The sequence below is a fragment of the Micromonospora sp. NPDC005174 genome, from assembly GCF_040608495.1.
GTDB lineage: Bacteria > Actinomycetota > Actinomycetes > Mycobacteriales > Micromonosporaceae > Micromonospora.
On the sequence record NZ_JBEXIJ010000019.1, the window covers coordinates 96,098 to 109,290 of the forward strand.

At 70.0% G+C, this 13,193-nt stretch carries 12 protein-coding genes; 9 read left to right on the forward strand and 3 right to left on the reverse strand.

Features of this window, described 5'->3' with window-relative positions; translation table 11 throughout:
- Positions 1-7 precede the first annotated feature (7 nt).
- Positions 8-1,141 (reverse strand): DNA polymerase III subunit beta, encoded by a 1,134-nt coding sequence (gene dnaN, locus ABZU91_RS21250; RefSeq protein ID WP_355242960.1) that lies wholly within the window; start codon positions 1,139-1,141, stop codon positions 8-10.
- A gap of 818 nt (positions 1,142-1,959) precedes the next feature.
- Positions 1,960-3,789, reverse strand: a complete 1,830-nt coding sequence (gene dnaA, locus ABZU91_RS21255; protein ID WP_355242963.1) for a chromosomal replication initiator protein DnaA — start codon at positions 3,787-3,789, stop codon at positions 1,960-1,962.
- A gap of 624 nt (positions 3,790-4,413) precedes the next feature.
- On the opposite strand from dnaA, the gene rpmH reads away from it, so the two are divergent.
- The 9 genes from rpmH to ABZU91_RS21300 all read left to right on the forward strand — a co-directional run bounded on the left by rpmH (position 4,414) and on the right by ABZU91_RS21300 (position 12,352).
- Positions 4,414-4,551, forward strand: coding sequence for a 50S ribosomal protein L34 (gene rpmH / locus ABZU91_RS21260; protein WP_355242966.1), 138 nt, complete (start codon positions 4,414-4,416; stop codon positions 4,549-4,551).
- A gap of 34 nt (positions 4,552-4,585) precedes the next feature.
- Positions 4,586-5,002: a ribonuclease P protein component gene (gene rnpA / locus ABZU91_RS21265; RefSeq protein WP_355242969.1), complete on the forward strand. Its 417-nt coding sequence runs from the start codon at positions 4,586-4,588 to the stop codon at positions 5,000-5,002.
- On the forward strand, positions 4,999-5,292 hold the full coding sequence (gene yidD, locus ABZU91_RS21270; RefSeq protein ID WP_355242972.1) for a membrane protein insertion efficiency factor YidD: 294 nt from the start codon (positions 4,999-5,001) through the stop codon (positions 5,290-5,292). The genes rnpA and yidD overlap by 4 nt, the downstream gene beginning before the upstream one ends.
- Before the next feature lie 2 nt (positions 5,293-5,294).
- On the forward strand, positions 5,295-6,287 hold the full coding sequence (gene yidC, locus ABZU91_RS21275) for a membrane protein insertase YidC (RefSeq protein ID WP_355243026.1): 993 nt from the start codon (positions 5,295-5,297) through the stop codon (positions 6,285-6,287).
- A 214-nt stretch (positions 6,288-6,501) separates the two neighbouring features.
- Complete coding sequence (locus ABZU91_RS21280; protein WP_355242974.1) at positions 6,502-7,113, forward strand: R3H domain-containing nucleic acid-binding protein; 612 nt, start codon at positions 6,502-6,504, stop codon at positions 7,111-7,113.
- Between the two features lie 122 nt (positions 7,114-7,235).
- A complete protein-coding gene (gene rsmG, locus ABZU91_RS21285) occupies positions 7,236-7,946 on the forward strand; it encodes a 16S rRNA (guanine(527)-N(7))-methyltransferase RsmG (RefSeq protein WP_355243029.1) in 711 nt (236 codons plus the stop codon).
- A 255-nt stretch (positions 7,947-8,201) separates the two neighbouring features.
- Positions 8,202-9,509 (forward strand): AAA family ATPase, encoded by a 1,308-nt coding sequence (locus ABZU91_RS21290; protein WP_355242977.1) that lies wholly within the window; start codon positions 8,202-8,204, stop codon positions 9,507-9,509.
- A gap of 27 nt (positions 9,510-9,536) precedes the next feature.
- Positions 9,537-10,559, forward strand: a complete 1,023-nt coding sequence (locus ABZU91_RS21295) for a ParB/RepB/Spo0J family partition protein (RefSeq protein ID WP_355242980.1) — start codon at positions 9,537-9,539, stop codon at positions 10,557-10,559.
- A 767-nt stretch (positions 10,560-11,326) separates the two neighbouring features.
- Positions 11,327-12,352: a hypothetical protein gene (locus ABZU91_RS21300; protein WP_355242983.1), complete on the forward strand. Its 1,026-nt coding sequence runs from the start codon at positions 11,327-11,329 to the stop codon at positions 12,350-12,352.
- Positions 12,353-12,672: 320 nt separating this feature from the next.
- Here the strand turns inward: ABZU91_RS21300 and ABZU91_RS21305 are convergent, their stop codons facing one another.
- Complete coding sequence (locus tag ABZU91_RS21305; RefSeq protein ID WP_355242986.1) at positions 12,673-13,170, reverse strand: SgcJ/EcaC family oxidoreductase; 498 nt, start codon at positions 13,168-13,170, stop codon at positions 12,673-12,675.
- Positions 13,171-13,193: the final 23 nt, after the last annotated feature.

The window sequence follows — 13,193 nt, forward strand, 5'->3', positions numbered from 1 at the left end:
GGGCCGATCAGCGAGAAACGCGGATCGGCATGATGAGGTACCGATACCCCGGAATGACCTCACCATCCTCGCCGGCGGGTGAGATCACCGCCGGCTTGAAAGCGTCGACGAACGAGAGTACGGCGGTCTGCGAACCCAGGTTTGCCAGGCCGTCGATGAGGTACTGCGGGTTGAAGCCGATGGTCAGCGCGTCACCGGTGAAGGTGGCCTCCATCGCCTCGCTCGCCCGCGCCTCCTCGGAGCCGCCAGCCTCGACCACCAGCCCGTCGGCGCTGAAGCTGAGCAGCACCGGGGTGGTGCGCTCGGCCACCAGGGCGACCCGCTTGACCACCTCGATCAGCGTGCTGACCGGAACCCGGGCCTCGGCGTTGTGGGTGGCCGGGAAGAGCGAACGCACCGGCGGGTAGTTGGCGCCGTCGAGCAGCCGGCTGGTGGTACGACGGGTGCCGCCCGCGAGGCCGACCATGCCCTCGCCCGCCGCGCCCTGGGCGAGGGCGAGGGTGACCTCGCCGCCCAGCGGCCCGAGGGCCTTGGCGGTGTCGTTCAGGGTGCGGGCCGGAACCAGGGCGTTGATGCTCACGTCGGGGTCGTCGGGCCGCCACTGGATCTCGCGCAGCGCCAACCGGTACCGGTCGGTGGCGAGCATCGACAGCGTGTTGCCGGAGAGCTCGACCCGGACGCCGGTCATCATCGGCAGCGTCTCGTCCCGGCCGGCGGCGATGGCCACCTGGGCGACCGCGGTGGCGAAGGACGCGGCGTCGACCGTGCCGGCGCTCTGCGGCATCTCGGGCAGGGCGGGGTAGTCCTCCACCGGCATGGTGGGCAGGGTGAACCGGGCACTGCCGCAGACCAGCTCGAGGTGGGCGCCGACCGCGGCGATGTCGACCGGCTTGGCCGGCAACGCCTTGGTGATCTCGGCGAGCAGGCGGCCGGAGACCAGCGCGGCGCCGTCGGCGTCACCCTGCACCTCGACGGTCACCTGGCTGGAGACCTCGTAGTCGAAACCGGAGACCCGCAGGTTGCCGTCGGTGACGCGGAGCATCACCCCGGCGAGCACCGGTACGGACGGCCGGTTCGGCAGGCTCTTCGCGGTCCACGCCACGGCCTCGGCGAGCGCGTCGCGCTCCACTCGGAACTTCATCAATGCCTCCGCGTCGACGTCAGCGACAACTCTCTCATGCCGACCGCTGCCTACCGTCCCGCCCAACCGTGCGGGTGTCCATCGCACCTTAGGGCGCGGGGACATCGGCTGTGCGCCCGACCCCATGGATCGTGTCGATGCTGACCGGCCTGTCCGGCAGCGTTCGGCACGATCCACAGAAAGCCCAACGGTGATGATTGGTTTTTGTTCTCTTAGAAGAGATAACCCATAGTCTTCATCGCACCTGTGCAAACTGTGGAGAACTCAAATCCCCGCAGCTCAGAGCGGTTATCCCCCGGTGGGTTGCCTGTGGAGAACCGGGTGTGAAACCGCCTTGTGTATCCACAGCCCGCCGACGTGGGCCGGTTGTCCACCGTTGTCCACCGGTTGTCCACCGGTAATCCACCGACTTTCTCCCCAAGCCTGTGGACGGCCGAGAAGATCACCATTGCTGTTGTCCCCAGAACCTTCAACAGCTCGTACACAGGCCGACGATCATCGGTGGATAACTCTCTCGTTGTCCCCAGCCGTCCACAGCGTCGTACACAGGGTTTCTCCACAGCCTGTGGGTAACCGGCGGCGGACGGACCGTAGTTATCCACCGACGGTGGATAACGAGTTGTGGACAACGAGTGAGCATCGAGGTGGACACGGCACCGATCCTGTGGCCTACACCATGTCGAGGGTCAAGCCGAAGCCCTCACCCGGCGACGAATTCGGGTGCCCGCAGAGTGGAGTCAGCCCGCCGGAGAGCAGAAAAAGACGCCCGGCCGGATCTCCGGCCGGGCGTGTCCCGGGGTCGCGTCGCGGCGTACCCCTCAGGTGTTCTGCTTGATCCGGTTCGTCAGCTCGGCGATCTGGTTGTAGAGCGAACGCCGTTCGGCCATCTGCTGGCGGATCTTGCGGTCCGCGTGCATCACGGTGGTGTGGTCCCGGCCGCCGAAGGCCTGCCCGATCCTCGGCAACGACAGCTCGGTCAGCTCCCGGCACAGGTACATGGCCACCTGGCGGGCGTTGACCAGCACGCGCGAGCGGGACTGGCCGCGCAGGTCCTCCAGGCTCACCCCGAAGTAGTCGGCGGTCGAGGCCATGATCTGGTCGGCGTTGATCTCCGGCCCGGCGCCGTCGGGCATGAAGTCCCGGAGCACCTCCTCGGCCAGGGACAGCTCGACAGTCGACCGGGTCAGGCTGGCGAACGCCGTCACCCGGATCAGCGCGCCCTCCAGTTCCCGGATCGAGTTCGACACCCGGGAGGCGATGAACTCCAGCACGTCCGGCGGGGCGTACATCCGCTCCTGCGCCGCCTTCTTCTGCAGGATCGCGATCCGGGTCTCCAAATCCGGTGGCTGGATGTCGGCCAGCAGTCCCCACTCGAACCGGGTTCGCATCCGGTCCTCGAGGGTGGCGAGCTGACGCGGCGACCGGTCGGAGGTGATGACGATCTGCTTGTTGGCGTTGTGCAGGGTGTTGAAGGTGTGGAAGAACTCCTCCTGCGTACGCTCGCGGTTCTCCAGGAACTGGATGTCGTCGATCAACAGGATGTCGACGTCGCGGTAGCGCCGCTGGAACGCGCTGGTCTTGTCGTCCCGGAGCGAGTTGATGAAGTCGTTGGTGAACTCCTCGGTCGAGACGTACCGGACCGAGCGGGCGTTGCCGAGCGTCGTGGCGTAGTGCCCGATGGCGTGCAGCAGGTGCGTCTTGCCCAACCCGGAGTGCCCGTAGATGAACAGCGGGTTGTACGCCTTCGCCGGCGACTCGGCCACCGCCACGCTCGCCGCGTGGGCGAACCGGTTGGACGAGCCGATGACGAACGTCTCGAACATGTACTTCGGGTTCAACCGGTTGCCGCCGGTGTCGGCGCCGGGCAGTCGGCGCTCGTCACGCCCGCCGGGGCGGTGATCCATCCCGCTGCGACCCGGGCCGCTGTCCGTCCCCCCGTCCCGGGGCAGTGAACGGATCACGTGCTGGTCCCGGGGCGACGTGGCGTCCTCGCGGTAGCGGGGCTCGTAGGGCCGGGTGTCGGGGCCGGGCGCATCGAGTCGGGCCGCCTGCTCGTCGTACCCGCGCCGCTCGTGCGCCGGTCGAGGCGCCCGCGTCGGCTCGACGAAGGCAGTGCTGAACAGTGCCTCCTGCCCGTCCCGGCTGGCCGGAATCAAGCCGGACCGGTGCGTGTCGACGGCCGACGCGGGCGGTGGACCCGCCGGCGCCGGCGGTACGGCGGTATCGGGCATGCGCGACGCGAGGTGTTGCTCGGGGATGGCGTCGTCGGCCACGCCCCGTCCGGGGTACTCGTCCCCGAGCGGACCCGACGACGGGTCCGCGACGTCCAGCGGCCCGGGCTCGGGCGTGCTGCGGTAGACGGTGCCGGCCGGGCGGCCGGCGGCGTCCTCGGCCACCCGCACGGTCACGGCGACCTGGATCGGCCGGCCGAGCCGGCGGGTCAGCGCCTCGGTGATCGCCGGGCGGAGCCGCGACTCGATCACGTCCCGGGTGAAGGCGTCCGGTACGGAGAGCAGCGCGGTGTCCTCGACGATCGCCCGTAGCCGGGTCAGTCGGAGGTAGGCGCGTTGCTGGGCGGAGATGATCTCGTCGGCGAGCTCGTCGGTCGCCGCCAACCACACCGCGGCAAGGTCGGTCGTACCGGCCACCGTCGTGCCACCCCCTCGCCTCTGCTCCCGGCCGCCGCTGTCTGCCAGCCGGCCGTTCCGGGCCCGCCGCGTACACGGGTGGAACATCACCCACCCGGACAACTGACCAGCGCTCGTCCACAGGTTATCCACAGCCTGTGCACCGACCGATTGTGGCCGCCCGCCGGGCGCGGGACCAGCCCCTGCCTGGACGGCCGCTGAAGCGGGTTCACCGTGCCGAACGATTCACCAGCGTGTCCGGTCTTGCCTGCGCGCGACGACCGGAGCATCCGACGCTCACCGCAATCGGGCACGGTAACAGCGTTGTCCCTGCCCCATCAACCGGCGACGCGGCAGCGACCTTGTCGGCATCAGCGAAAACCGCCCCTTCGGTCTCGGGCGCGTCCCGATCTCCCCCCGCTGTGGGTGTTTGACGGTCATTGCACCCCTGCGTAGGCTGGAGCGGCTGCTCTCTCGCCCTCTGCTAGGGTGATGGGTGCTTGCTGCCCGTGGTCGTTTCCCCGCACCGCCGGTCCCGATCCGCAGGGCAGCACCGAACGGTGGCCATCGTCGAGGTGGCCTGGACCACCCCACGACCCCGGCGATCCCGTCGCCCGGGGCGCGTACGAAAACGGAGAGCCTGACGTGAGCAAGCGCACCTACCAGCCGAACAACCGCCGGCGCGCGAAGACCCACGGCTTCCGGCTGCGCATGCGCACCCGTGCCGGCCGTGCCATCCTCTCGAGCCGCCGCGCCAAGGGGCGCGCCACCCTGTCGGCCTGAGCCGACCGGGTCGGTCCGGGGGACGTGGGCAGTCGTGCTGGCCGCCGCACAGCGACTGCGGCGCAGCACTGACTTCGCCGCAGCGGTTCGCGGTGGCCGCCGCGTCGGCCGAGGTGCCGTCGTGGTCCATCTGACCGTGCCGGCGACCACCGACCCCAGCACGACGATCTCGCCGAAGCCGGCGTGGGAGTCCGGGGCGGAGCAACCCTCCGCCCCGGCCCGCGCCGGCTTCGTCGTGTCCAAGGCCGTCGGCAACGCGGTGGTTCGCAACAAGGTCCGCCGTCGACTGCGGGCGCTGGTCCGGGAGCGGCTGGGCGCGCTGCCCGACGGCAGCACCCTCGTCGTCCGGGCGCTGCCCGCCGCGGCCGAGGCTTCCTACACCCGGCTCACCACCGACCTGGAGGCCGCCATCGCGGTGGCCCGGTCGCCGCGGGAGAGGCGGGCCCGGTGAGCACCGACCCGACCGCCACACGCCCGACGTCAACCGGTGCCAGGGTGCTGATCGCGCCCATCATCGCGTACCGTCGGTGGATAAGTCCGGCACTGCCGGCCCGCTGTCGGTTCTACCCGTCGTGCAGTGCGTACGCCCAGGAAGCCCTCGTGCGGCACGGCGCGCTCCGGGGAGCCGCGCTGGCGGTCCGCCGGTTGCTGCGCTGCCACCCCTTTCACCCTGGTGGACATGACCCGGTGCCGGAGCCGGGCAGCCGCCGTCGTGCTGATGTGACTGGAGCCCCGAATTGAGTCTGAGTCTCGACTGGATCTACTACGCGATTTCGTGGATCCTGCTGACCTGGCACTCGGCGTGGGACGCCATCGGGGTGCCGGTCGGCGCGGTGGTCGGCACGAACTTCGCCTGGATCCTGTCCATCATCTTCCTGGTGGTCACCGTCCGGGTGATCCTGTTCCCGGTCTTCGTCAAGCAGATCAAGTCGCAGCGGGCCATGCAGGCGCTCCAGCCCAAGGTCAAGGAGCTGCAGGAGAAGCACAAGGGTGACCGGGAGACGCTCCAGAAGGAAATGATGGAGCTCTACCGGAAGGAAAAGGCCAACCCGCTCATGGGCTGCCTTCCGATGTTCCTCCAGATCCCCGTCTTCCTGGGCCTCTTCCACGTGCTGCGCCGGCTCGACCCGTTCAAGCCCGAGGACAAGAAGACGATCTACGGCTGGACCGTAGACCAGTTCAACAGCGCCTCTCACGCGAAGCTCTTCACGGCCCCGCTCGCCGGCAAGTTCGGCTCCACCGCCGACGAGCTGGCGCGACTCAACGCCAACGGCAACATCACGAAGATCATTGCTGGTGTCCTGGTCCTGGTGATGATCGCCACCACGTATCTGACCAGCCGTCAGATGATCCTCAAGACCGGCTGGGCGGAGGACCCGCAGCAGCGGATGATCCAGCGACTGATGCTCTACGGCATCCCCGCGTCGCTGCTGATCTCCGGCGCGATCTTCCCGATCGGTGTGATCATCTACTGGGTCACGAACAACCTCTTCACCCTCGGACAGCAGCAGTGGGTGCTGCGGAAGTTCCCGCCGCCGGTGACCGCCAAGAAGGCCACCGCCCCCGCTGCCACTCGCAGCCCGGTGCAGCCCGCCAAGTCCGGCGGCCTGTTCGGTCGCGGCAAGGCTGCCCCGGCGGCCCCGGTCAAGGCGGCCGCGCCGAAGGTGGCCGGCCCGAAGCCGGGTGCCAAGCCCGCCAACCCGAAGAAGAGCCCCCCGGCCAAGCGGCAGGGCTGACCCCCGTGTGGCCGTCGTCGGGCAACCGGCGACGGCGCAACCCCGCACCGAGCAGCCGCCGTACGGCCGGCGCCGGGCGGAACCGACCGCGTGCGGCGCGGTCACGGGCGACACTGCCCGTACAGACGTGCCCGTGGGCACCGGCGACCTCCCGCCGGCCTCCGGGAAACCAGCGGACCCGACGGTCCAGCCGAGCGAGTACGGAGATGAGACCGTGACCGAGACCAGCATCCCCCGCGCCGAGCAGTCCCTGGACGAGGAGGAGACCGCGACGCTCGCGGTGGACGACGACGACACCGACACCGACACCGACGACGACGACACCGAGGCCCCGGCCGGCGGTCGTGAGAAGAAGAGCGCGGGCGAGAGCGACCTGTTCCGGCAGAGCGAGATCGCGGCCGACTACGTCGAAGGACTGCTCGACATCCTCGACTACGACGGGGACATCGACGAGCTCGTCGCCGGTGGCCGTCCCGTCGTCGAGGTGGTCGGCGCCGGCCTCCAGAACCTCGTGGGTCAGCGCGGTGCCACCCTGGATGCGCTCCAGGAGCTGACCCGGCTCGCCGTCTTCCGGCAGACCGGTACGCCGAGTCGGCTGCTGCTCGACGTCGGTGGCTACCGGACGAACCGCCGCAAGGAACTCGCCGCCGTCGCCAAGAACGCCGTCGAGAAGGTCAAGGAGTACGGCGAGCCCGTGCGCCTGGACGCGATGAACGCGTTCGAGCGCAAATGCGTCCACGACGTGGTCAACGCCATGGCAGGCGTGGCGAGCGAGTCGGAGGGCGTCGAGCCGAACCGTCGCATCGTCGTACGGCCGGCGGACTGACTCCGTTGACCCACGACGACACCACGGCTGACGCCGTGACCGGCCCGGGCGGTACGCCGTCCGGGCCGTCCCCTGTCCGGCGTGACGATCCGACGGGGCACGAGGGGGTAGTCGATGTCACACTGCCGCCCGAGCTGGCCCCGGCCGCACTGACCCTCTTCGCTGATCGGCTCGACCTGGCCGCCGCGTACGCCGAACTGCTGGCTACCGACGGGGTGCTCCGGGGTCTGATCGGCCCGCGCGAGGCACCCCGGATCTGGGACCGTCACCTCCTGAACTGCGCTGCGGTGGTCGAGCGGATTCCGAGCGGCGCGAGCGTGCTCGACGTGGGCTCCGGCGCCGGCCTACCCGGTCTCGTGCTGGCCATCGCGCGCCCCGACCTGACGGTCACGCTGATCGAGCCGCTCGCGCGACGGACGTCGTTCCTCGTCGAGGTCGTGGAGCGGCTCGGCCTGACCCGATCGGTCCGGGTGTTCCGGGGTCGGGCCGACGAGGCCGCCAGCGGATCGAGTGGCTGGGAACCGATCAGCGGTGACGTGGTGACCGCCCGCGCGGTCGCACCGCTGGACCGGCTGGCGACCTGGTGCCTGCCCCTCGCGGTACGCGGTGGGCGCCTGCTGGCTCTCAAGGGATCGTCCGCCGCCGCCGAGATCGAGGAGCACGCCGACACCGTGGCGCGGCTCGGCGGCGGGGATGCGGCCGTGCACCTCTGCGGTGTCGGTGTGATCGACCCGCCTACGACCGTGGTGGAGATCGTCCGGGAGCGGATGGTCGGCACGGCTCGGTCGGCGGCGAGCAAGCGCTCCCGCGGTGGGCACGCCCGCCGCCGCTGACGGCCGCGCCATCGGGCGTCCCGGCCGACGGGTTGCCTCGTTGTATCGGTACGGATGGACGAGGGAATGAGAACCCGACGTGGACCAGCCGCGCCCGTCCGCCGTAGGCTGACCGCGCGTCGATAATGTGGAGCGGCCGACGGACGTCGCGGACTCCGACCGCTCCCGAGGGGCCGTACGCTCCGGGGTGCGAGCGCGGTGTGGCCAAGTTGACCGGGGCGCGGACCGACCATCCGAAGCGGGCAGGGATGACAGGTGCATGACGACGGCAGGTACGACGATCCACGCGTGACCGGGTCAACCGGCGACCCTGTTTCACGTGAAACCGACTACCCGAACTGGTCGCCCGGTGCCGCCGGAGCGCCCGTGCCGGCGGCCGACGATCCGCTCGTCTCGCGGGACGAGGCTGCGGTTCCGATCGCCGGGCCGGAGCCGACTGCCGGTCGCCGGTCGGCCGACGGGCCGAGTCGACCGGTCAACGCCGCCGACGTACGGCAGACGCCCGGTCGACGGAACACTGCCGCAGCGGTTCGCTTCGAGTCCGCGGTACCGCACCAGCCCACCGCCGCGGCGACACGCGACGCCACGCCGGTGGTTCCAGACGTACCGGTCGCGTCGGCCGAGTCGCTGGCGGCGGTCGCGGCCGACCCCACGTACGTTTCACGTGAAACCCCGACGCGCGAAGAGGATGACCCACCGTTGGCTATGGAGGCGATGCGCGCCGTGCAGATCCTGAATCCCAGTGGCGAGGTGACCATGCCTCGACCGGACCGGACCCGGGTCATGTGCGTCGCCAACCAGAAGGGCGGCGTGGGTAAGACCACGACCACGGTCAACCTCGCGGTGGCACTCGCCCTGCACGGCAACCGGGTGCTCGTGGTCGATCTGGACCCGCAGGGCAACGCGTCGACCGGCCTCAACGTGCCGCACCACACCGGTATCCCCGACGTCTACGACTGCCTGATCAACAGCGTCCCGCTGTCCGAGGTGGCGCAGGCGGTCGAGGGCATCCCCAACCTGTGGTGCGTACCGGCCACGATCGACCTCGCCGGCGCGGAGATCGAGCTGGTGTCGGTGGTCGCCCGTGAGTCACGCCTCGACCGGGCGATCGCCGCGTACCCGGGCCAGTTCGACTACGTCTTCATCGACTGCCCGCCCTCGCTCGGCCTGCTCACGGTCAACGCCCTGGTCGCCGCGCAGGAGGTGCTGATCCCGATCCAGTGCGAGTACTACGCGCTGGAGGGGCTCAATCAGCTCATCAACAACATCAACCTGGTGCGGCAACACCTCAACCCGAAGCTCGACGTCTCCACCATCCTGCTCACGATGTACGACCGCCGTACCCGCCTCGCGGACGCGGTCGAGCAGGACGTTCGGAACCACTTCGGCGACAAGGTCCTTCAGGCGGTCATCCCCCGCAACGTGCGGGTGTCCGAGGCACCCAGCTACGGCCAGTCGGTGATGACCTACGATCCCGGTTCGCGGGGCGCCACGAGCTACTTCGAGGCCGCCCAGGAGATCGCCGAGCGGGGCGTCAAGGAGCCGGTGGGCCGGAATGCGTAGTGGGAACAAGTCGCTGGGAGGCGTTGCATGAAGAACCGTCCTCGGGGCGGTCTGGGACGGGGCCTGGGCGCTCTCATCCCGACCGGGCCGGTGCCGGGTGCCGCCGGCACCGCGACGGCCGAGCCGGAGAGCGGGCACGGTGATGTCGACGAGGGCATGCCGGACGCCGCCGTCCTGACGGCACCGGTGAGCGCCAGCGTCCACCAGCCGGAGCCCGTGCTCAGTCCCGTGCCGGGTGCCCGGTTCGCGGAGATCCCGGTCGACGCGATCGTGCCGAACCCCAAGCAACCCCGCCAGGTCTTCGACGAGGAGGCGCTGGAGGAGCTGAAGACCTCGATCCGGGAGGTCGGCTTCCTGCAGCCGATCGTCGTGCGGCAGCTCGACGACGAGAAGTACGAGCTGGTGATGGGCGAGCGCCGTTGGCGTGCCGCCCAGGCGGTGGGACGGGACAACATCCCGGCGATCGTCCGGGACACCCGCGACGACGCCATGCTCCGCGATGCGCTGCTCGAGAACATCCACCGGGCCAATCTGAACCCGCTGGAGGAGGCCGCCGCGTACCAGCAGTTGCTGGAGGAGTTCGGCGCCACTCACGAGGAGTTGGCCCGCCGCATCGGCCGCAGCCGGCCCCAGATCTCCAACACGATCAGGCTGCTCAATCTGCCGGCCCAGGTGCAGCGCCGGGTCGCTGCGGGCATCCTGTCCGCCGGGCACGCCCGCGCGTTGCTGAGCCTCGACGAGTCGGAGGCGCAGGAGCAGCTGGCGCTGCGGATCGTCGCCGAAGGGCTGTCGGTGCGGGCGACCGAGGAGATCGTGGCCCTGGCGCTCAACGACGGCTCGGCGAAGAGCCAGGCCGCCAAGCGACGGCCGAAGCCGCACGCACCCGCCCTGACCGATCTCGCCGACCGCCTGTCGGATCGCTTCGACACTCGGGTGAAGGTCGACATCGGCCGGAGCAAGGGCAAGATCACGATCGAGTTCGCCACCGTGGATGATCTGGAACGCATCGTCGGCATCATCGGTGTGCCGGAGGAGGGGGCGCAGGACTGACGGTCCTGGCTCCGCCAGAGGCCGCGTCTCCCCTTGGGGACGCGGCCTTTCTGTGTACGTCCCCGTTTCACGTGAAACGGGGACGCCGGAGGCGGCTGCCGGCCAGGTGTCCCCGGGGCGCATCTGACTCGTGTTCATCGCTGGGAGTCGCTTGCCGGGGACAGATGGCGGTACCGGCGGCCCGAGGCCGTGTTGTTCGCGAGCTTCGAGGGGGACGTGGGCGTCACGCCGCGCCCTCGACGACCTAGGTGCCGTCGTTCGACCTTCACAGCCTCTGACGTCGCCGTAGACGGTTTGATCGACCCGAGGCACCCTCGACCGCCGCGAAGGCGGCAGCGACGCCCTCAGCCGGCGGGCGAGGCCACTGCTCATCGGGCCCGCACAGCCACTGCGGCAGGACGGTTCTGGGAGTCGGCCCGTTTCACGTGAAACACACCCCGGCCGGACGCCACATCCGGGTGCGGTTGTGCCGGTGGGGAGGCCGGCCGATCGCCGAGACGGCGGAGGGTTCGCGCAACGACTGACGGGCCGAAAAGTTATCCACACCGGTTGTCCACAGGCACCCCTCGTTTCACGTGAAACGCCGCGTGAAAGCGGGTGCTGGCCTGTGGATGACGGGGTGTATTCGCGTCCTCGGCAGCCTGTGGATATCGCTCGGCCGGCCGGCGGTGGCGGTCGCAGCGATCGACGACCAGCACTGATCGGGGCGGTCGGAACGGGTCGAACAGGTAGGGACAGCGGTGCCGGACTCGGTTAGGGTCAGCGTCGTGCACGACACCCCTCCCTCAGTCCCGGACTTCACCCAGTGGCCCTCGTTTCCCTTCGAGGGCGACCTGCGGGTGAAGCAGCTCGACGACCCGGTCCCGGTCGAACCGCCCCGCAAGGGTGAGGGTCTCCGGGAATGCACCGCCTGCAACGCACCCGACGACGCCTACATCTGGGTGGGAGAGCGGTGGCGGGTCCGCGCCATGGACCGGCCGACCGGCCTGCCGATGGTCCTCATCCTCGAATCGAGGACCCACCTCGATCTGGGTGACCTGCCGAACCTGCTCGCCGCCGAACTGGGGGTGATGACGGTACGTCTGGAGCGAGCCATCCGGTCGTTGGACGGCGTGGCGCGGGTGCATGTGAACCGGTGGGGCGACGGCTCCGCCCACCTGCACATGTGGTTCCTCGCCCGGCCGTACGGTCGGCTCCAGCTTCGGGGGACCTTCCTGTCCCTGTGGGACTCCATCCTGCCGCCGATCTCCGAGGAGCAGTGGCGGGAGAATCTGGCCCTCGTCGCCGCCTGGCTGGCCGAGTTCGGTGGCCGCCCGTTGGCCGAGCCGCCCCGCATCCAGTGGCAGGCCCCGTCGAGCCTGTTGGCTCAGTCCGCCGCGGCGGCACACGCCGCAGCCGCTCAGGAGGAAGCCGTGTCGGTCATCGAGGCCGCCGAGGAAATCCCCGAGCCGGTCGAGGACGCCGACGGCAACGTCGATGGCGACCTCGGTTCAGAGTCGCAGGCTGCGGCGGAGAACCAGTCTGTGGACAGCGACGACCCGGTAACGGCCTTCGCTGGCGACGCCCACGGGTCGACAGCCGCGATAGCGTCCGAGCCGAAGTCGCCCGTCAGCCCCGTACTCGACGCCCCGGTGGTCGAATCGGTCGCCGACGGCACGACGTCCTCGGAGCCGGAACGCGACGCCGAGGATTCGGGACCAGCGACTCCGGTCGTCCCCGCTCAGCGGAGGGCCCCCACCGACGACGCCAGTGACGGCGAAGTCACCCCGCCCGACGTGAGCGCCCCTCGCTGATTGCCGGTTGCGCGTGGGGTTGGCGGATGGCCGTCCGGATGTCACGCCATCCCCACGCCGCTAACGGCGGAGGGTGCCGGGTGAGGCCCGCGCGCCTGATCAACGCACTCAAGGCCGCCGGCTGCGCCTGGATCGACCCCGACAAGGCCGCACCCTTGACGGCATCGTGCTCGACACCGCGCCCCGCTGACCGTCGTGGCCGGACGGCGACGCTCGACCGCAGCGTCAGACGCGCGGGTCGCGGGGATCCGAGGGGCCTCAGGGGCACCGGACGTGACTCGCGACCCCCATGTCGGGACTCCGTCGCGGTGGCTGCCTGCCTAATCTGCGTGGACTACAGCCTTGCTGCCGATGCCGAGTGCACGGGAGAGCCGCACCATGGCTCGGGCGATGCGGGAAGGCATGGAGTCCGGGGCTGGGATGGCGATCGGTCGTACGCGGCCGTTGTGCAGCGCGGTGAACCGCCATCCCTCGGGCGTGCGGACCGCAACGAGAGTCTGGCGGGACAGACGCCTCTTCGGTAGTTGGGAGCGCCACGGCATCTGGACCGAGGCGGTGCCATGGACGAGGGCGATGTCGGGGCTGAGGTAGCGGATGGATTCGATGTCACCGACCAGCGCCGAGCCGGCGAGCACGCCCCGGAAGAGCTGGTCGTGGGCGCGCTGCATCGGCTTTCGCCCGATGGCGCGGGTGCCGTCGTACGAGACGTAGTCGGAGTCCTCGGTGAAGCAGGCTGCGTAGGCGACGGCATCGTTGTCCGTCCAGGCCTGCTTGAGGCGGTGGAAGAGAGCTGTGATCTCGTGGTCGTCGGTAGCCATGCCTACACTCCCCTAGTACTATT